Origin of the sequence: Dactylosporangium sp. NPDC050688, from assembly GCF_040654515.1 — a bacterium.
In the GTDB taxonomy this organism is placed as follows: Bacteria; Actinomycetota; Actinomycetes; order Mycobacteriales; family Micromonosporaceae; genus Dactylosporangium.
Window position 1 is genome coordinate 216,127 of sequence record NZ_JBFAIC010000001.1, and the last position, 16,866, is coordinate 232,992.

The following is a 16,866-nucleotide window of genomic DNA, read 5'->3' on the forward strand; positions in this document are numbered from 1 at the left end:
GCGTGGCCGCACCTGCATCGGACACGGTGGCGCCCGCTCCGACGGCGGTCTCTGCTCCGACGGTGCCGTCCGCTTCGACGGTGCCGTCCGCTTCGACGGTGCCGTCCGCTTCGACGGCGACTTCCGCCCCGACGGCGACTTCCGCGCTGACAGCGCTGCCCACTCCGACGGTGGCGCCGGCTGCGGCGGTCGCTGCTTCGGACCTGGCGGCCACCGGTCCCTGCGTAGCGGCCGGCCACCCCCGGTCGGTGGTCGGCATGGCGCTGGTCGAGCCGGGCCGCGCCGCCGACGGCGCCGGCGAGCCTGTCCCCGGCTACGGTCACGTATCGATGGTGTTCGTCCACCCCTCCCACTGGTCGAACGGCTACGGTCGCCACCTGCTCCGAGCGGTCCACGCCCTCGGCTACACCCGGACGACGCTGTGGACCCGGCGATCCAACGACCGCGCCCAGCGCCTCTACGCCACCACCGGGTACACCCCGACCGGCCGGACCTCCCACCTCACCGACGGCGACGCGATCATCCAGCTCGAACGCCTCGCCGACCCGTCGCCTGCCTGACCACCACCGCGCGCGGTCGGCGATGCCGGGTGGTCAGCCGGGGCCTTCCCAGGTCCAGTGCGGCATGCGGACGTCGGCGGGGACCTGGGAGCCCGGGGGCGAGTACTGCATGACGTCGGCCGCTGCCCAGGTCATGTAGTCGCGCAGCGCGGCCCGGAACGCGGGGTCGGCCGGCAGCCCGGCGTCGTCGCAGGCGAGCACGAAGCACTGCACGAACCGCTCGCCGAGGTCGTCGTCGGCACCCTGCCGGGCGTGCAGGTCGAGCATGCCGAAGTGGGTGCCGTCCACCTGGGAGTACGCGGGCGGGCCGCCGAACACCTCGGCCAGATACCAGCCGAGCCGCTCGACATGCTGGGGATGGTGCCCCGGACCTGAGAACGGATGGTTGAGCACCGGATCGGCGAGACACCGCTCATGCAGCGCCGCCGCCAGGGCCTGGAAGGCCGGTGCACCACCGGCGTACTCGAACAGCGACACCCGTCCCTCGTCCACTGGCTCGGCCATCGTGCCGCCCTCCTCCCGTGATCGTCGAAAGGCTCCGTAGCGGAGCCTTTCGGCTCCGCAGGCGGAGCCCCTGTCGGTTGGTCGTTGCTCAGCTCCGCAGGCGGAGGCCCTGTCGATCGGTCGTCGTTCAGCTCCGCAGGCGCAGGCCCTTCGGCGTGGTCCGGAAGCCGGCCGCGGACAACGCGTCGCCGAGTGCCGAGGCGTGAATGGACTCGCCGTCGGCGCGCTCGACCGACATCGCGCCGAGCGCCCCGCCGTGGACCGCGTCGGCCAGGGCCTTCGCGGCGAGCGCGAGCAGGTCGGTGTCCTCGACGTAGGACAGCAGGGTCCGCCCGCCGCGCTCCACGTAGATGACCAGGTCGCCGCCGACGGTGACGACGAGCGCGCCAGCCTTGCGGCCCGGCCGGTGCCCGGACCGCTCCCCGTCGCCGGCGTCGATGACCCGCTCCGGCCAGGGGAGTGCCGCACCATACGGGTTGGCGGGGTCGGTCGCGGCGAGCACCAGCGCGTCGCGGCCGTCGGTGCCGCCCCGGAGCCGGTCGACGGCCCCCGGCAGCGCGAACTGCGCGGCGCCCAGCCCTTCGACGAAGTATCCGCGCCGGGCGGCGCCGCGCTCCTCCATGGCGGCGAGCACCGGATAGACGCCGGCGAACGCGCCCGGCAGGTCCTCGGCCATCACCGCCCCGCGGGTCACGATGCCGTGCCGGTCGAGGAGTAGTTCGGCGTTGGCCGTGGCCCGGCGGGTCGGGTCGAGGTCCCGGTCCGGCAGCAGGTGCCAGCGTCCCGCGCCGGTCGGCGGCCCGGACCGGCCCGACGCGAGGGATGCGCGTGCCGCCGCGATCCCGGCGCGCCGGTATCGCGACCGGGGCGCCGCCGGTTTGGCCCGGTGTGCCCCTCCGCCGCCGCTGAGCTTCGCCCGCAGCGGGCCGAGGGTGTCGTTGGAGACCAGCCCCGCCCACACCAGGTCCCACACGGCGTCGATGAGCTCGGCCTCGCCGACGAACGTGGGCCGCCCACCGGCCGGGGAGCTGCCGCCGTGCAGTGACGCCTCGACCCCGCGCAGGGTGCTGCTGATCGAACCGTCGCCGGGCACACCCCGAGCCCGCCGCAGTCTGGCGACCGGAACCGGCGGCGGCACGACCAGATCCGCACCCGGCGGCGGCACGACCAGATCCGCATCTGAGGAGCCCTGAGCGGCAGCGCCGGCACCCGAGGAGCCCTCAGCGGAAGCACCGGCGCCCGCGGAGCCGTCACCGGACGCCCCGGCCGCTGCCGGAGAGCTGCGCCCCCCGCCCGCCGAGCCGGGCAGCGACCCCCCGCCGCCTGTGCCGCCGAACGGCGGCTTCCCGGCGGCGGCGCCACCCGGATCGGACAGGTCGACGACGGCCGGCGGCGACGCGGCGAGGATCTCGTTGACCCGCTCCGCCAGCGTGCGCAGGAACAGGGCCTGCCCACCGGCGAGAGCGGTGAGGATCGCCGCGTGGAGCGGGCCGCCGACCTCGGCCGGTGGCGGCAGGAGCAGCGGAGCGGTGTCGGCGAACGCCAGGCTGATCCACCCGTCGTGCTCACCGATGGCGCCGCCACCGGACCAGAGCAGGTCGCCGGAGGCGCACAGCTCGTCGAGATAGGCCGGGGTGTAGTCGGCGACGCGGGCGGGCAGGATCAGCCGCTCCACCGCGGACGCCGGCATGGGGATGCCCTGCAGCTGCTCGACCGCGGCGGCCACGGCATCGATGCCCCGGGCCCGGGACGAGCCGATCTGATGCCACTGCGGCAGGAACCGGGCGAGGGCGCGGGGCGGCACCGGCTCGATCTCGCGGCGCAGCGCGGCCAGGGACCGGCGGCGCAGCAGCCGCAGGATCTCCGCGTCGCACCACTCGGTGCCCGCGCCGCCGGGGGTGAACTCGCCGGACACCATCGACGGCAGCCGGCGCAGGGCCTGCTCGAGGACGAAGACGCCGAGACCGAAGCGGGCGGCGCTGGTGGCCGCGCTGAACGGGGCGTGGGTCCGCCCGTAACGGGTGACGAGGTCGCCGAGCGGGTCCGCGACCGGCTCCAGGTAGGCGGTGGGCAGGCCGACGGGAAGCGCCACGCCGAGAGCGTCGCGGTAGCGGGCGGCGTCCTCGACCGCGATCCAGCGGGCCTCGCCGGCGACGCGGACCTGGATGGCGCGGCGCTGGGCGGCGAGTTCGGCGGCCCACGCCGGGTCGGCGCCGCGGGCGGTCAACTCGGCGTCGGACAGGTCGCCCAGGACGCGCAGCATCTCCGCGACGTCCTCGGCGTCGCGCGGGGTGCGCTGGTCGCCGAGCCACTGCAGGGTCCGCTCGGTCTCGGTGACGACCTCGGGGTCGAGCAGCTCCCGCAGCTCGACCCGGCCGAGCAGCTCGGCCAGCAGCGTCGGGTCGAGGGCGAGGGCGGCGGCCCGGCGCTCGGCGAGCGGCGAGTCGCCCTCGTAGAGGAAGGCGCCGACATACCCGAACAGCAGCGATCGTGCGAACGGCGACGGCCGCGGCGTCTCGACCTCGACCAGGCGCAGCTTGCGGCCGGCGATGTCGCGCATGACCCCGACGAGCCCCGCGACGTCGAACACGTCCTGCAGGCACTCGCGGGCGGCCTCGAGCGTGATCGGGAAGTCGGCATAGTCGCGGGCGACGTCGAGCAACTGGGCGGAGCGCTGCCGCTGCTGCCACAGCGGCTGGCGGCGGCGCGGGTCGCGGCGCGGCAGGAGCAGCGCGCGGGCGGCGCACTCGCGGAACCGCGCGGCGAACATCGCCGACGTGCCGACGGTCTCCTCGACGATGCCGGCGATCTCGTCGGGGTCGAACGCGACGAGGTCCGCGCCCGGCGGGTCGTCGGCGACGTCGGGCAGGCGGACCACGATGCCGTCGTCGCTCGGCATGACCTGGGCGTCGACGCCATACCGCTCGTTGAGCCGGCGGGCGATCGCGAGGGCCCACGGCGCGTTGACCCGGGCGCCGAGGACACAGTGGACGGTCATCCGCCAGTCGCCCAGCTCGTCGCGGAACCGCTCGACCAGCACGGTGCGGTCGTCGGGGAGGTGGCGGGTCGCCTCGCGCTGCTCGCGCAGATAGGACAGCAGGTTGCCGGCGGCCCACTCGTCGAGCCCGCCGCCGCGCAGCTGCGCGTGGGCGGCCTCGTCGCCGGCCTTCACGAAGCCGCGCAGCCGGGCGCCGATGGCGCGGCCCAGCTCGACAGGGCGGCCGGGGGAGTCGCCCTTCCAGAACGGCATCTTCGCGGCGGCACCCGGGGCGGGGGACACCAGCACCCGGTCGGGGGTGATGTCCTCGATGCGCCACGAGGTCGAGCCGAGCAGGAAGACGTCGCCGACGCGTGACTCGTAGACCATCTCCTCGTCGAGCTCGCCGACGCGGGCGGCCTTCTCGGCGCCGGCCAGGAACACGCCGAAGAGCCCGCGGTCGGGGATGGTGCCGCCGCTGGTGACGGCGAGCCGCTGGGCGCCGGGCCGGGCGGTGAGCACCCCGTCGGTGCGGTCCCACACGACCCGCGGCCGCAGCTCGGCGAACGCGGTCGACGGATAGCGCCCGGCGAGCATGTCCAGCACCGCGAACAGCGCCGACTCGGGCAGGTCGGCGAAGACCGCGGTGCGGCGCACCAGTGCCGCCAGCTCGTCGACGTGCCACGGCTCCATGGCGACCATCGCGATGATCTGCTGCGCCAGCACGTCGAGCGGGTTGCGTGGATAGCGCAGCTCCTCGATGCCGCCCTCGACCATCCGCTCGGCGACCACGGCGCACGAGACGAGGTCGCCGCGGTGCTTCGGGAACACCACGCCCCGGGAGACGGCGCCGACCTGGTGCCCGGCGCGCCCGACCCGCTGCAGGCCCGCCGCGACGCTCGGCGGCGCCTCGATCTGCACGACGAGGTCGACGGAGCCCATGTCGATGCCCAGCTCCAGGCTGGAGGTGGCCACGACGGCCGGCAGCTGACCCGACTTGAGCGCCTCCTCGATGTGTTTGCGCTCCTCGCGGGACACGCTGCCGTGGTGGGCGCGGGCCACGACGGGCGCCGCGCCGTTGGCGGTGCCGGCCTGCGCCATCATCTCCGCCGGGGTCCTGGGCGCGGCCGGCGTGGGGATGCCGGCGCGGGCCGCGGCCAGCTCGTTGATCCTGGCGCAGAGCCGCTCGGCGCCGCGGCGGGAGTTGGTGAACACGATCGTGGAGCGGTGGCCCTCGATCAGGTCCAGCACCCGCTCCTCCACGGCGGGCCAGATCGACACCTGCCGGGGTGCGCCGTCGTCGTCCTGCGCCGGGTCGCTCTCGCCGAGGGCCGTCATGTCCTCGACGGGCACTTGCACCTCGACCTCGATGGTCTTGGCGGTCGGCGGCTGTACGACCTCGACCGGCGCGGACCCACCGAGGAACCGGGCGGTCTCGTCGATCGGGCGGACGGTCGCGGACAGCCCGACCCGCTGCGCCGGGCGCTCCAGCAGGGCGTCGAGCCGCTCCAGGGACAGCGCCAGGTGCGCGCCGCGCTTGGTGGCGCAGACCGCGTGGACCTCGTCGATGATCACCGTCTCGACGCTGCGCAGCGACTCCCGGGCCTGCGAGGTGAGCAGCAGGTAGAGCGACTCGGGCGTGGTGATCAGGATGTCGGGCGGCGTCTTGGTGAACGCGCGCCGCTCGTCGGCGGGGGTGTCGCCGGTGCGCATGCCGACCCGGATGTCGGGCGGCTCCTGGCCGATCCGCGCGGCCGCCTGCCTGATGCCGGCCAGCGGCGTCCGCAGGTTGCGCTCGACGTCGACGGCGAGCGCCTTCAGCGGGCTGACATACAGCACCCGGCAGCGCTTCGCGGCCTCCACGTCGGGGCGGGCGGCGAGCTGGTCGAGCGACCAGAGGAACGCGGCCAGGGTCTTGCCGGATCCGGTCGGCGCCACCACGAGGGCGTGCCGGCCGGCGCTGATCGCACGCCAGGCACCGGCCTGTGCGGCGGTCGGCGCCGCGAACGCCGCACCGAACCATTCCCGCGTCGCCGCCCCGAATCGACCCAGCTCATCCATGCCTCCATCCTGCCCTCGGGGTACGACACTTTTCCCGTACCGGCCGGCTCCGTCGATCGGATTAGTCCGATTTGTACGAAAAGGGGAGTTTGGCTAGAGTGTGCCAATCCCCAAGCACAGGAGCAGCCGGTGGCAGCACAGCGCACGATCGCCCAGCGGGCGATCCGCCAGGAATCGGATGTGCTGCTGCGCCAGCTGGACGCTTATCTCGCCGCCGTGCGGGCCGGCCGCGGCGCCGTCGACCTCGGGCACGCCGAGCGGATGGCCGCCGCGCTGCGCCAGCTCATCGCCGACACCGCCAGGTCGAGCGCGGTGGACCGGGCCCGTGTACGGGCCGCCGTGCACTACTTCGTCTACCGCGGCGCGACCGGCGACGGCCCGGCCCGCCCCGGCGGCGCCCGCCTGGCGCTGCTGACCGGCGGCCGCGCGCCCGCCGAACGCCGCCGTCAGGGCGACGACGACCGTGTGGTCAACGACCTGCTCCGCGAGCTTGGCCGGGCGGACCTGATCGTGGAGCACTGAGGACTTGCCTGGCCGGGCAGCGAAGAGGGTCCCCCATGAACCAGTGGGGGACCCTCCATGCGCTCAGGACAGGCTTGCCGTGGCCAGCTTGATGCTGAACGCCAGGAACAGCCCGCCGACGGTGGTGCTCAGCCCGGCGGCCAGCTTGCGCCGCGAGCGGAACTGCTCGGCCAGATACCGTCCGGCGAAGATCAGCACGGTCAGGTAGATCGCGCTGAAGACCTCCACGACGATGCCGAGCAGCAGGAAGCTCACCGCGGGGTACGGGTAGTCCGGGTCGACGAACTGGATGAAGAAGGACACGAAGAACAGGATCGCCTTCGGGTTGAGCAGGCTGATCATCAGCGCCCGCCGGAACGGCCGGTCCGCCGGCGGCTCGGGCGGGGGCGCCGACGCGGGTGCCCGCAGCCGTCGCACCGTGTCGACCACCAGCCGGACGCCGAGGTAGGCCAGATAGCCTGCGCCGGCGTACTTCACCAGCACGAACAGCCACGGGTACGCGTGCAGCAGCGAGGCCACGCCGCCCGCCGACAACATCATGAGCACCGCGTCGCCGAGCCACACCCCGGCGGCGCCCCGATACCCGTCCCGCACGCCGCGGCGGGCCGCGACGGACAGCACGTACAGCGAGTTGGGCCCGGGCAGCAGCACGATTGCGGCGGTGCCGAGCACATAGGTCCACGGGTTGGTGACGCCGAGCATCAGCGCGCACCGGCTTCCAACGCGGCGGTCAGCCGCTCCCGCGCCGCGGGCCACTCCCCGGCGAGCATCGCGAAGCAGACCGTGTCGCGCCAGCTGCCGTCGGGGCGCTGCCGGTGCGCGCGCAGCACCCCTTCCCGCTCGGCACCGAGCCGGGCGATCGCCCGCTGGGAGCGCTCGTTGCGGATGTCGGTGTGCCACTCGAGCCGCAGCGCGCCGAGCGTGTCGAACGCGTGCGCCATCAGCAGCAGCTTCGACTCGGTGTTGATCGCGGTGCGCCAGTGCGGCCGCCCCAGCATCGTGTGCCCGATCCCGATCGAGCGCCGGGCCTCGTCGATCGCGTAGTAGGAGGTGCTGCCGAGGATCTCGCCGGTGTCCGGGGCGCGCTGGACGAACGGGGTCCGCCCCGGATCCTGGATCGCGGCGTCGATGATCGCCGCCATCTCCTCGACCGAGCCGGGACGGGAGACGGTGAGATGGGTCCAGACCTCGGCGTCGTCGAGCGCGGCGAACAGTCCCGCCGCGTGCGTGCGGTCCAGCGGCTCGATCACCACGTGCCGGCCCCGCAGCGTGGGCGCACCCTGCCAACCCGTCGCGGCCGGTCGCAGGTACGCGGGAACGGCAACCCGCACGTCCGGTGCCGGCTCGGGCGTCCCGGCGACGAGCTTCAGCGGTACCACCCCTGCCCAATGCGACAGGGCGAGGTCGGGCGCATCGTCGGACACGCCGCCGGTGCGGACCTTGGCGGAGACCTCTCGCAGCGGCAGGGCCAGCACGGCGGTCTGTGCCTGCTCCTTCGCGTTGGGCGGGCGGCTGTCGGCGGCGCGGCCGGGCGCGACCTTGTCGACCAGTGCCGCGAACGCCGTGTCCCGCTCCTGCGGGTCGGTGACCAGGCGGGCGGTGCCGTGCGCGACGACCGAGCGGTAGTTGGCGCTGTGGTGGAACTGCGAGCGGGCCAGCACCAGACCGTCCAGCAGCGTCACCGTCACGCAGACCGGCAGCCCGCCGTCGCGGGCCGCGAGCAACGGCCGGCTGCCGGTGGATCCGTGCAGGTAGACCGTGTCGCCGACGCGCGCGTGCAGGGTCGGCAGCACGCGCGGCTCGCCGTCGACGACGAACCCGAGGTGGCAGACGTAGGCCTCGTCGAGCACGGCGTGCACCAGATCGGCGTCGTACGACGCACGCTCGCCCAACCGTCTGGGGGTCGTCCGCGCCGTCTTCTGATATGTCTCCACGTGACCTCGTTTGTTCTAGTACAATCTCGCAACTGTGGCAGTACAGTATCAGCCGACGGGTGCCACGGCAGCCGAGATTTCGGCCAGCGTCGAGAGCGGCATCCGCACCGGTGCGCTCGATCCCGGCACGCAGCTGCCCTCGGTGCGGGCACTCGCCGTCGACCTCGGGGTGAGCCCCGCCACGGTCGCGTCCGCGTATCGGGTGCTGCGCGACCGGGGGCTGGTCGAGACCGCCGGACGCGGCGGCACCCGGGTCCGGCCGCGCCCGCCCGTGTCCCGGCGCACCCGGCACACCCTGCCCGTCCCCGCCGGCGCCCTCGACCTGGCCACCGGCGGCCCCGACCACGACCTGCTGCCGCACTACGCGCCGCACCTCATCCGGCTCGCCGCGAGCATGCCACCGGTCGGCTACTCCGGCGGCGGCCCGCTGCCGGAGCTGCTCGAGCTCGCCGGTGAGCGGTTCGCCGCCGACGGCATCCCGTCCGGGCGCCTCACGGTCGCCGGCGGCGCGCTCGACGGCCTCGAGCGGGCGCTCGTGGCGCACCTGCGCCCGGGCGACAAGATCGCCGTCGAGGACCCCGGCTGGGCCAACCTGCTGGACCTGGTCGCGGCGCTCGGGTTCACCCCGGTGCCGGTGCCGGTGGACGACGAGGGGCCCACCGAGGACGGACTGCACGCGGCGCTGCAGGCGGGGGTCGCGGGTCTCGTCGTGACCTCCCGCGCGCAGAACCCCACCGGGGCGGTGATCACCAGCCGCAGGTCCGCGGCGTTGCGGCGGCAGCTCAGCGGGTACCGGCAGCTGCTGGTCCTCGAGGACGACCACGCCGCGGAGCTGGCGCACGAGCGGGTGCATCCGCTGGTCGGGTCGACGGGTTCGTGGGCGTATGTGCGGTCGCTGTCCAAGCCCTACGGGCCGGACCTGCGTGTGGCGGCGATCGTCGGCGACGAGGTGACCGTGGCGCGCATCGAGGGCCGCATGCGGCTGGGCGTCGGCTGGGTCTCCACCGTCCTGCAGCGCCTGGTCGTGGCCCTGTGGCAGGACCCGCAGGCCACCGCGGCGGTCGACCGGGCCCGCGACCTGTACGCGATCCGCCGCGAGGCGCTGCGCGCCGAGCTCGGTGACCTGCCCGCCCACGGGGTGAGCGGGATCAACGTGTGGCTGCCGGTGCCCGACGAGACGTCGATGGTCGCGGGCCTGCGCGAGGACGGCATCGCCGTAACGCCCGGATCCATGTACCGGCTGCTCACACCGCCCGCGATCCGCATCACCACGGCCACGCTCGACCCGCGCGACGCCGGACGGGTCGCGGCGGCCGTGACCCGCAGGCTCACCGACCCGTCCCGGCGACAGGTGTGACGAACGCCCCTTGTTCCGGCTTCGTGGCCCCTCGAGCCGGGAACTGTCGGACCCTGCCGCTAGTGTCCGACGGCATGACATCGCATCACGGGTGGTGCCGCCGGCCGCTGCCACGGTCATCGACGCACCCGAAATCGCCGAGTGGCGGTTGAACAGCGAGGAAGGCAGGGCCGGGCACGGTCCGCGACCGGCCCCACGCGGTTCGGGGCGCGTCATCAGGGAGGCAGTGACATGCGCACGAGCACGTTCAGGACGTTCGGCACGGTCGTCGCGGCGATCGCGCTGGCACTGACCACCGCCTGCGGCGGCGACGACGAGAAGGCCACCAGCAGCGGCTCGAAGAGCGCCGGCGGCGCCGCGTCGGCCACGCCGGCCGCCAAGGAGGTGCTCGCCGCGGCCGTCAAGGACCTCAACGCGGGCACCTATGCCTACGCGATGAAGATCCCCGAGGGCACGTTCACCGGCTCCGTAGACCCGGCCGGCAAGCAGCAGGTCAAGGTCGACGGGGTCGCCGCGGGCGGGGTCAAGTACACGATCGAGGGCATCGCGCTCGCCACCGACTACTACTTCAAGACCAGCATCCCGACCGTCGGCATCAACGCCAAGAAGTGGTACAAGCTGGACCGCTCGAAGATCAAGAAGGACGCGATCATCGGGCTGATCGAGGCGAAGGACCCCACCGGCAGCCAGGGCCTGGTCGCCCGGGTCGTCACCGCGAACCAGACCGCCCCGACCACGATCACCGGCACCTACGACCTGACCGGCGGCGGCGACCTCGGCATCGACGACGACGCCGTGCTTCAGGCGCTCGGCGAGAAGGCCAAGGCGGCACCGTTCACGGCGACCCTCGACGGTCAGCACCTGGTCTCGCTGAAGATCACCGTCCCGGCATATGGCACGGTCGCTGAGCAGGCGCTCACCGTCGACTACACCGGCCACGGCCAGCCGGTGACCGTCGCCGCGCCGAAGGCCGCCGATGTCCTGGCCGCCCCCGCCGCCGTGTACGGCCTGCTCAACGGCTGACCCGATGCGGCTTCCCTTGATGCGGCTGACCCTGGTGTGGCCGCGGCAGGTGCGGCTGACCCCAGTGCGGCTGCGATCCGGGGGCTCCGAGCGGTCGGCGCGGCCGGCGCGGCCGGCGGCGCTGGCCTCGGCGCTGGCGGCGGTGGTCGCGCTCGCCGGCTGCTCGTTCGGCGGCGGCGCCCCGCCGCGGCCGACCACCGGGCCGTCGGTGGCGCCGTCGCAGAGCGAGCTGACCAGGAGCCTGCACGCGCTCAGCGGCAGGTACCGGTTCAAGGTGGTGGCCAAGGAGGGCACCTACACCGGCGGCATCGACCCCGTCGCCGGCCTGCTCAACGCCACGGTCAGCGTCTCCTCCGACGGCGCCAGCCTGAAGATCGACACGATCGCCGTGGGAGCATCCGCGTACATCCGCCTGACCGGCCTGCCGATGCCCGGCTTCGACGGCGCGACCTGGTATCGGGTGGACCCTGCCCGGGTGACGCGGCCCGGCTCGCTCGGCCTCAGCGCCAACAAGGACCCGACCGGCGTGCAGGCGCTGGTCGCCGCCACCCACGACGTGCGCCGCGAGAACCGCTCCTTCACCGGCACCGTCGACCTGACCCGGGTGACGACCTGGGGCCCGGTCAACATCCCGCAGGTGATCCAGCTCGGCGAGGTCGCCACCAGGATGCCGTTCGAGGCGACCGTCGACGACCAGGACCGCCTCGTGTCGATGAAGGTTGAGATCCCGGACAATCCGGTCACCGCGACGTACTCGGACTTCGGCGCCACCGTGACCGCGACGGCCCCGACCGGCGCCACATCACTGCCCGACCACCTCTACGGCATGCTCGGCCTATGACGCTGCGCGCCCCGGACCGGCGGCCGCGCGGCGGCTGTCGGAGGCCCTAGGCGAGACCGTGTCTCACGGACAACACTGCACGTCATGGAACAGCACCTGTACGAAGCCGAACACGAAGCCTTCCGGGAACTGTGCAAGGCGTTCCTGGCTCGGGAGGCGGTGCCGTACAACGACGAGTGGGACAAGGCCGGCATCGTCGACCGGGAGATCTGGCGCAAGGCGGGCGCGGCCGGGCTGCTCGGGATGGACGTGGACGAGGAGTACGGCGGCGGCGGGCAGAAGGACTTCCGCTTCAACGCGGTCCTCGTTGAGGAGATCGTCGCGGCGGGTGCGTCCGGGCTCGGGTTCGGGCTGCACAACGACGTCGTCGCGCCGTACCTGACCGACCTGACCACGCAGGAGCAGCGCAAGCGCTGGCTGCCCGGCTTCTGCTCCGGGGACATCGTGACCGCCATCGCGATGAGCGAGCCGGGCGCCGGCAGCGACCTCGCGGGCGTGCGAACCTCGGCGGTGCGCGACGGCGACTCGTGGGTGCTCAACGGGCAGAAGACGTTCATCACCAACGGTGAGCTCGCCGACCTGGTGGTCGTGGTGGCGAAGACCGACCCGGCGCAGGGGGCGCACGGCATCAGCCTGTTCGTGGTGGAGACCGGCACGCCGGGCTTCACGCGGGGGCGGCGGCTGGAGAAGGTCGGGCTCAAGGCCAACGACACCGCCGAGCTGTTCTTCGACGACTGCCGGATCCCCGCCGACCACCTGCTCGGCCAGGAGAACGCCGGCTTCTACCACCTGATGGCGAACCTGCCGCGGGAGCGGCTCGGCATCGCGGTCGCCGCCGTCGCGTCGGCCGAGCAGGTGCTGGCGATCACGCTCGAGTACGCCAAGACGCGGCAGGCGTTCGGCAAGCCGATCGGGTCGTTCCAGCACAACCGGTTCGTGCTCGCCGAGCTCGACACCGAGGTGACGATCGCGCGGACGTTCCTGAACCAGTGCATCGCCGAGCAGAACGCGGGGCGGCTCACCGTCGCCGACGCGGCCAAGGCGAAGTGGTGGACCACGGAGCTGCAGAACAAGGTGGCGGACCGCTGCGTGCAGCTGCACGGCGGGTACGGCTTCATGATGGAGTACCCGGTCGCGAAGGCCTGGCTGAACAGCCGCGTCCAGACCATCTACGGCGGCACCACCGAGATCATGAAGGAGATCATCGGCCGGAGCCTGGGGGTTTAGCCCAGGCCGGCCAGCGCGGCGAAGATCAGCGCGGTGGACGTGGCGCCCGGGTCCTGGTGACCGATGCTGCGTTCGCCGAGGTAGGAGGCCCTGCCCTTGCGGGCCTGCAACGGTGTCGTCGCGGCCGCCCCTTCCGCGGCCGCGGTGGCCGCCGCGGCCGCGGCCGACGCGAAGCCGGACGGCGCCGCGGCGGCGTAGGCGTCGACCGCCGGGCCGAGCGCGTCGACCATGGTCTTGTCGCCGGGTGCGGCCTTGCCGAGCCGCACGATCGCGTCGAGGCCGGCCCGCAGCCCGTCGGCGACGGCGTCCGGGTCGTCGGTCAGCGTCTTGCCGAGGGCGCGGAAGAAGCTGCCGTACAGCGGGCCGGAGGCGCCGCCGACCTTCGACACCAGCGTCGTGCCGGTCTTCGTCAGGACCGCGCCGGCGGTGTCCGCCTCGAACGCGGCCAGGGCGGCCACCGCGGCGTCGAACCCGCGGCGCAGGTTGACGCCGTGGTCGCCGTCGCCGATGGCGGCGTCGAGGTCGGTCAGCTCGGCGGCGTGCGCGGTGACCGAGCCGGCGACGGCGGCGATCCACGCGCGGGCCAGGGCGGCGTCCACGTCAGGCACCCCACCGCAGGCCGGCGGTGCGGACCGGGGCGTCCCAGAGCCGCAGCAGCTCTTCGTCGACCCGGCACACGGTGAGCGACATCCCGGCCATGTCGAGGCTGGTCACGTAGTTGCCGACGAGGCTGCGGGCGATGCGGACCCCGGCGGCGGCGAGCAGCCGGCTGATCTCGTCGAACATCACGTACAGCTCCAGCAGCGGCGTGCCGCCCAGCCCGTTGACCAGCACGATCACCTGGCTTCCCGGCTCGATCGGCTTCGCGGCCAGCACCGGCTCGACGATCCGGGCGGCGAGCTCGCGCGCCGGGCGCAGCTTCTCGCGGGCGCGGCCGGGCTCGCCGTGGATGCCGACGCCGACCTCGATCTCGTCCTCGGGCAGGTCGAACCCGGGCTTGCCGGCGGCCGGGGTGGTGCCGGCGGTGAGGGCGACGGCGAAGGACGCCGAACGCTCGTTGACGTCCCTGGCGACGGCGGCGACCGCGGCGAGCGGGGCGCCCTCCTCCGCGAGCGCGCCGGCGATCTTCTCGACGAGCAGTGTCGCGCCGGTACCGCGGCGGCCCGCGGTCCACGTGGAGCCGTCGACCGCGACGTCGTCGTCGACGAGGACACTCTCCACCTCGGTCTCGGCGTCCTCGGCGGCGAGCTCGAAGTTCATGACGTCGCCGGTGTAGTTCTTCACGATGTGCACGACCCCGGCGCCGCCGTCGACCGCCCTGGTGGCGGCCAGGATCTGGTCGGGCACGGGTGAGGTGAAGACCTCCCCGGGGCAGGCGGCGTCGAGCATGCCCAGCCCGACGAACCCGCCGTGCAGCGGCTCGTGCCCGGAGCCGCCACCGGAGACGATGCCGACCTTGCCGGGGCGCGGTGCGTCGGCCCGCACGATGATCTGCTCGTCGAGGTCGACCCGCAGGTCGGGATGCGCGGCGGCCATCCCGGCGAGGGCTTCCCGGACCACGGTGTCCGGGTCGTTGATGAACTTCTTCATGCCTGCCATTTTGCGGGTACGGCGGCTGCATAGCATTGCCGGCGTGGCACACATGGTGGGAATCGTCCTTGTTTCGCACAGTGAACGGCTCGCGCACGGGTTGCGGGACCTGCTCGTACAGGTGGCGGGGGAGGAGGTGCCGATCGAAGCGGCCGGCGGCACGGACGACGGGGGACTCGGCACCAGCTACGACCGCATCCTCGTCGCGATCGACCGGGCCGACCGGGGCGCGGGGGTGCTGGTCCTGACCGACCTGGGCAGTGCCGTCCTCACCGCGCAGACCGTGCTCGAGGACCGGGTCGCCAACACGGCCGTGCTGGTCGACGCCCCGTTCGTCGAGGGTGCGGTCGCGGCGGCGGTACTGGCCGGCGCCGGTGCCGATCTCGCCGAGTGCACCCGGGCCGCGACGGAGGCCCGCGATGTCCGCAAGCTCTGAGACGACGGTCGTGCTGCCGGCCGACCTGCACGCCAGACCCGCCGGTGCGCTGGTGCGGGCCGTGGCGGGCTTCGCCAGTACCGTCGAGATCCATTTCGGCGGGAGGCAGGTGAATGCCCGCAGCGTGCTCGCGGTGATGGGCCTCAACGCCCGCGCGGGGTCCTCGGTGCTCGTGCGTGCGATGGGCGAGGACGCCGGCGCCGCGGTCGATGCCGCCGTGGCGGTGCTGGCGGTCACCGAGTAAGGAGTGGTGCGCTTCGCGGTGCGTACGCGAGGATGAGCCCATGATCGACGCTCCCCCCGTCGCCACGCTCCAGCGGCGCACCCTCCGCCTGCTCGTCTCCATGCAGGTCGTCGGTGGTCTGGGCGTGGCGAGCGGAGTGTCGATCGGCGCGCTGCTCGCCGCGGAGATGGCCGGGCCGACCGCCGCCGGGCTGTCCGGCAGCGCCGCGGTCATCGGGGCGGCGCTGATCGCGATCCCGGCGGCCCGGCTGATGCGCACCGGCGGGCGGCGCCCCGGGCTGGTGTTCGGATACGCCGCGGGAGTGACCGGCGCGTTGCTGGTCGTCACCGCCGTCTGGTTGAACTCGGTGCCGCTGCTGTTCGCGGGCACGTTTCTGTTCGGCGGGGCGAGCGCGGCCAACCTGCAGTCACGGTACGCCGCGGTCGACCTCGCCGACAGTGACCACCGGGCGCGGCACCTGTCGCTGGTGGTGTGGGCGACGACGCTCGGGGCGGTCGTGGGGCCGAACCTGGCGCCGTTCGCCGACCGGGTGACGATGCCGTGGGGCGCGCCGGAGTACGCGGGGCCGTACCTGTTCAGCGCTTTGGCGTTCGGCTTGGCGGGGTTCGTGTTGTTCGTCCTGCTGCGGCCGGATCCGTTGGTGACGGCTCGGCTCGCCGACTTATCCGATTTATCGGATAAAACAGTATCTTGGCGGTCGGCCTTCGCGGCGATCCGGGACAGTGCCGGGGCGCGGCTCGGCGTCTCCACCGTCGCGGTCGGGCACGTGGTGATGGTCGGCGTGATGTCGATGACGCCGGTGCACATCGGCGGCTACGTGCACGAGCACGGCGACCTGCTGCGCATCGTCGGCCTGGTGATCAGTATCCACATCACCGGCATGTACGCGCTGTCGCCGCTCGTCGGCTGGGCCGCCGACCGCTTCGGCCGCCGCCCCGTCATCCTCGCGGGGATCGTGCTGCTGACCCTGGCGTGCGCGCTGAACGGCACCGCCGGCGACCGCACGGTCCAGCTGTCCGTCGCGATGGGCCTGCTCGGCGTGGGCTGGGGCTGCACGATGGTGGCCGGCTCCACGCTGCTGTCCGAATCCGTGCCCGTGGTGCAGCGCGCCGGGGTGCAGGGTCTGTCCGACGTCATCATGGGGGTCGCGGCGGCCTCCGCGGGCGCCCTGGCCGGCGTCGTGGTCGACCTGTTCGGGTTCGCCACGTTGTCGGTGCTGGCGGCCGTCGCCGTGGTGCCGCTGGCTGCTCTGGCGCTGCGAAGGTCTTAGTCTTGGCCCCGTGCGACTGACGGATTTCTGGCAGCGGCTGGAGCAGGTGTTCGGCGCGGCGTACGCGGGGAGCGTCGCCAACGACCAGGTGTTGACGCAGCTCGGCGGCCGGACCATCAAGGAGGCCCTCGCAGGTGGCGAGGACACCGCGGTGGTGTGGCGCGCTGTGGTCGCCGCATACCCGGAGCGTGTTCCTAGCAGGCTACGGTGATGTTTTTTGGCGTGTCGGCTCGTTGATCGTACAGATGTACGGGTAGTCTCCTCAGGCGTCGGTGCCGGTTTTTTGTCATACCCGGCGCTTACCTTGTCAGCGTGAATAA

16 protein-coding genes and 1 pseudogene are annotated in these 16,866 nt (G+C 73.4%); 10 read left to right on the top strand and 7 right to left on the bottom strand.

The genetic code is table 11. From position 1 onward, the window contains the following. Positions 1-214: pseudogene (locus AB0H83_RS01080) on the bottom strand (hypothetical protein); the annotation flags it as partial. On the opposite strand from AB0H83_RS01080, the gene AB0H83_RS01085 reads away from it, so the two are divergent. Continuing rightward, positions 171-560: a GNAT family N-acetyltransferase gene (locus tag AB0H83_RS01085; RefSeq protein WP_360084790.1), complete on the top strand. Its 390-nt coding sequence runs from the start codon at positions 171-173 to the stop codon at positions 558-560. The pseudogene AB0H83_RS01080 and the gene AB0H83_RS01085 overlap by 44 nt on opposite strands. Before the next feature lie 33 nt (positions 561-593). On the opposite strand, the gene AB0H83_RS01090 is transcribed toward AB0H83_RS01085, so the two are convergent. Next, a complete protein-coding gene (locus AB0H83_RS01090; RefSeq protein ID WP_360084793.1) occupies positions 594-1,064 on the bottom strand; it encodes an oxidoreductase in 471 nt (156 codons plus the stop codon). A gap of 127 nt (positions 1,065-1,191) precedes the next feature. Continuing rightward, positions 1,192-6,102, bottom strand: coding sequence for a DEAD/DEAH box helicase (locus AB0H83_RS01095; protein WP_360084796.1), 4,911 nt, complete (start codon positions 6,100-6,102; stop codon positions 1,192-1,194). Between the two features lie 129 nt (positions 6,103-6,231). On the opposite strand from AB0H83_RS01095, the gene AB0H83_RS01100 reads away from it, so the two are divergent. After that, positions 6,232-6,624, top strand: coding sequence for a hypothetical protein (locus AB0H83_RS01100; RefSeq protein ID WP_360084799.1), 393 nt, complete (start codon positions 6,232-6,234; stop codon positions 6,622-6,624). A gap of 63 nt (positions 6,625-6,687) precedes the next feature. Here AB0H83_RS01100 and leuE read toward each other — a convergent pair whose 3' ends face one another. Together leuE and AB0H83_RS01110 are read right to left on the bottom strand one after the other, a co-directional pair. Next, positions 6,688-7,326, bottom strand: coding sequence for a leucine efflux protein LeuE (gene leuE, locus AB0H83_RS01105; RefSeq protein WP_360084802.1), 639 nt, complete (start codon positions 7,324-7,326; stop codon positions 6,688-6,690). After that, positions 7,326-8,558 (bottom strand): bifunctional pyridoxamine 5'-phosphate oxidase family protein/GNAT family N-acetyltransferase, encoded by a 1,233-nt coding sequence (locus AB0H83_RS01110; protein WP_360084805.1) that lies wholly within the window; start codon positions 8,556-8,558, stop codon positions 7,326-7,328. Before AB0H83_RS01110 ends, leuE begins: the two co-directional genes overlap by 1 nt. Positions 8,559-8,592: 34 nt before the next feature. Here AB0H83_RS01110 and AB0H83_RS01115 point away from each other — a divergent pair, with 34 nt between their 5' ends. From AB0H83_RS01115 to AB0H83_RS01130, 4 genes are all read left to right on the top strand, one after another. Continuing rightward, positions 8,593-9,915 carry an aminotransferase class I/II-fold pyridoxal phosphate-dependent enzyme gene (locus AB0H83_RS01115; RefSeq protein WP_360084808.1) on the top strand — a complete coding sequence of 441 codons (1,323 nt, stop codon included), beginning with the start codon at positions 8,593-8,595 and terminating at the stop codon, positions 9,913-9,915. Between the two features lie 231 nt (positions 9,916-10,146). Beyond that, entirely contained in the window at positions 10,147-10,938 is a 792-nt protein-coding gene (locus AB0H83_RS01120; protein WP_360084811.1) for a hypothetical protein, read from the top strand. A 4-nt stretch (positions 10,939-10,942) separates the two neighbouring features. Then, entirely contained in the window at positions 10,943-11,779 is an 837-nt protein-coding gene (locus AB0H83_RS01125) for a hypothetical protein (protein WP_360084814.1), read from the top strand. Between the two features lie 84 nt (positions 11,780-11,863). Next, positions 11,864-13,006 carry an acyl-CoA dehydrogenase family protein gene (locus AB0H83_RS01130; protein WP_360084817.1) on the top strand — a complete coding sequence of 381 codons (1,143 nt, stop codon included), beginning with the start codon at positions 11,864-11,866 and terminating at the stop codon, positions 13,004-13,006. On the opposite strand, the gene dhaL is transcribed toward AB0H83_RS01130, so the two are convergent. Continuing rightward, on the bottom strand, positions 13,003-13,605 hold the full coding sequence (gene dhaL, locus AB0H83_RS01135) for a dihydroxyacetone kinase subunit DhaL (RefSeq protein WP_360084820.1): 603 nt from the start codon (positions 13,603-13,605) through the stop codon (positions 13,003-13,005). The genes AB0H83_RS01130 and dhaL overlap by 4 nt on opposite strands. 1 nt (position 13,606) lies before the next feature. Beyond that, a complete protein-coding gene (gene dhaK, locus AB0H83_RS01140; protein ID WP_360084823.1) occupies positions 13,607-14,596 on the bottom strand; it encodes a dihydroxyacetone kinase subunit DhaK in 990 nt (329 codons plus the stop codon). A gap of 52 nt (positions 14,597-14,648) precedes the next feature. On the opposite strand from dhaK, the gene dhaM reads away from it, so the two are divergent. The 4 genes from dhaM to AB0H83_RS01160 are packed head-to-tail and all read left to right on the top strand — an operon-like array spanning position 14,649 to position 16,757. Next, the gene (gene dhaM, locus AB0H83_RS01145) at positions 14,649-15,032 is read left to right on the top strand and encodes a dihydroxyacetone kinase phosphoryl donor subunit DhaM (protein WP_360085545.1); all 384 of its coding nucleotides are present in this window, start codon (positions 14,649-14,651) and stop codon (positions 15,030-15,032) included. Next, positions 15,016-15,276, top strand: coding sequence for an HPr family phosphocarrier protein (locus tag AB0H83_RS01150; protein WP_360084826.1), 261 nt, complete (start codon positions 15,016-15,018; stop codon positions 15,274-15,276). The genes dhaM and AB0H83_RS01150 overlap by 17 nt, the downstream gene beginning before the upstream one ends. Positions 15,277-15,316: 40 nt before the next feature. Continuing rightward, positions 15,317-16,546, top strand: a complete 1,230-nt coding sequence (locus tag AB0H83_RS01155; protein ID WP_360084829.1) for an MFS transporter — start codon at positions 15,317-15,319, stop codon at positions 16,544-16,546. A 10-nt stretch (positions 16,547-16,556) separates the two neighbouring features. After that, on the top strand, positions 16,557-16,757 hold the full coding sequence (locus AB0H83_RS01160; RefSeq protein WP_360084832.1) for a DUF3046 domain-containing protein: 201 nt from the start codon (positions 16,557-16,559) through the stop codon (positions 16,755-16,757). Positions 16,758-16,866 lie beyond the last annotated feature (109 nt).

Coding starts and splice junctions, on each gene's coding strand:
- AB0H83_RS01090 (WP_360084793.1), bottom strand. CDS start 1,064: ATGGCCGAGCCAGTGGACGAGGGACGGGTGTCGCTGTTCGAGTACGCC.
- AB0H83_RS01095 (WP_360084796.1), bottom strand. CDS start 6,102: ATGGATGAGCTGGGTCGATTCGGGGCGGCGACGCGGGAATGGTTCGGT.
- leuE (WP_360084802.1), bottom strand. CDS start 7,326: ATGCTCGGCGTCACCAACCCGTGGACCTATGTGCTCGGCACCGCCGCA.
- AB0H83_RS01120 (WP_360084811.1), top strand. CDS start 10,147: ATGCGCACGAGCACGTTCAGGACGTTCGGCACGGTCGTCGCGGCGATC.
- AB0H83_RS01125 (WP_360084814.1), top strand. CDS start 10,943: ATGCGGCTTCCCTTGATGCGGCTGACCCTGGTGTGGCCGCGGCAGGTG.
- AB0H83_RS01130 (WP_360084817.1), top strand. CDS start 11,864: ATGGAACAGCACCTGTACGAAGCCGAACACGAAGCCTTCCGGGAACTG.
- dhaK (WP_360084823.1), bottom strand. CDS start 14,596: ATGAAGAAGTTCATCAACGACCCGGACACCGTGGTCCGGGAAGCCCTC.
- dhaM (WP_360085545.1), top strand. CDS start 14,649: ATGGTGGGAATCGTCCTTGTTTCGCACAGTGAACGGCTCGCGCACGGG.
- AB0H83_RS01150 (WP_360084826.1), top strand. CDS start 15,016: ATGTCCGCAAGCTCTGAGACGACGGTCGTGCTGCCGGCCGACCTGCAC.
- AB0H83_RS01155 (WP_360084829.1), top strand. CDS start 15,317: ATGATCGACGCTCCCCCCGTCGCCACGCTCCAGCGGCGCACCCTCCGC.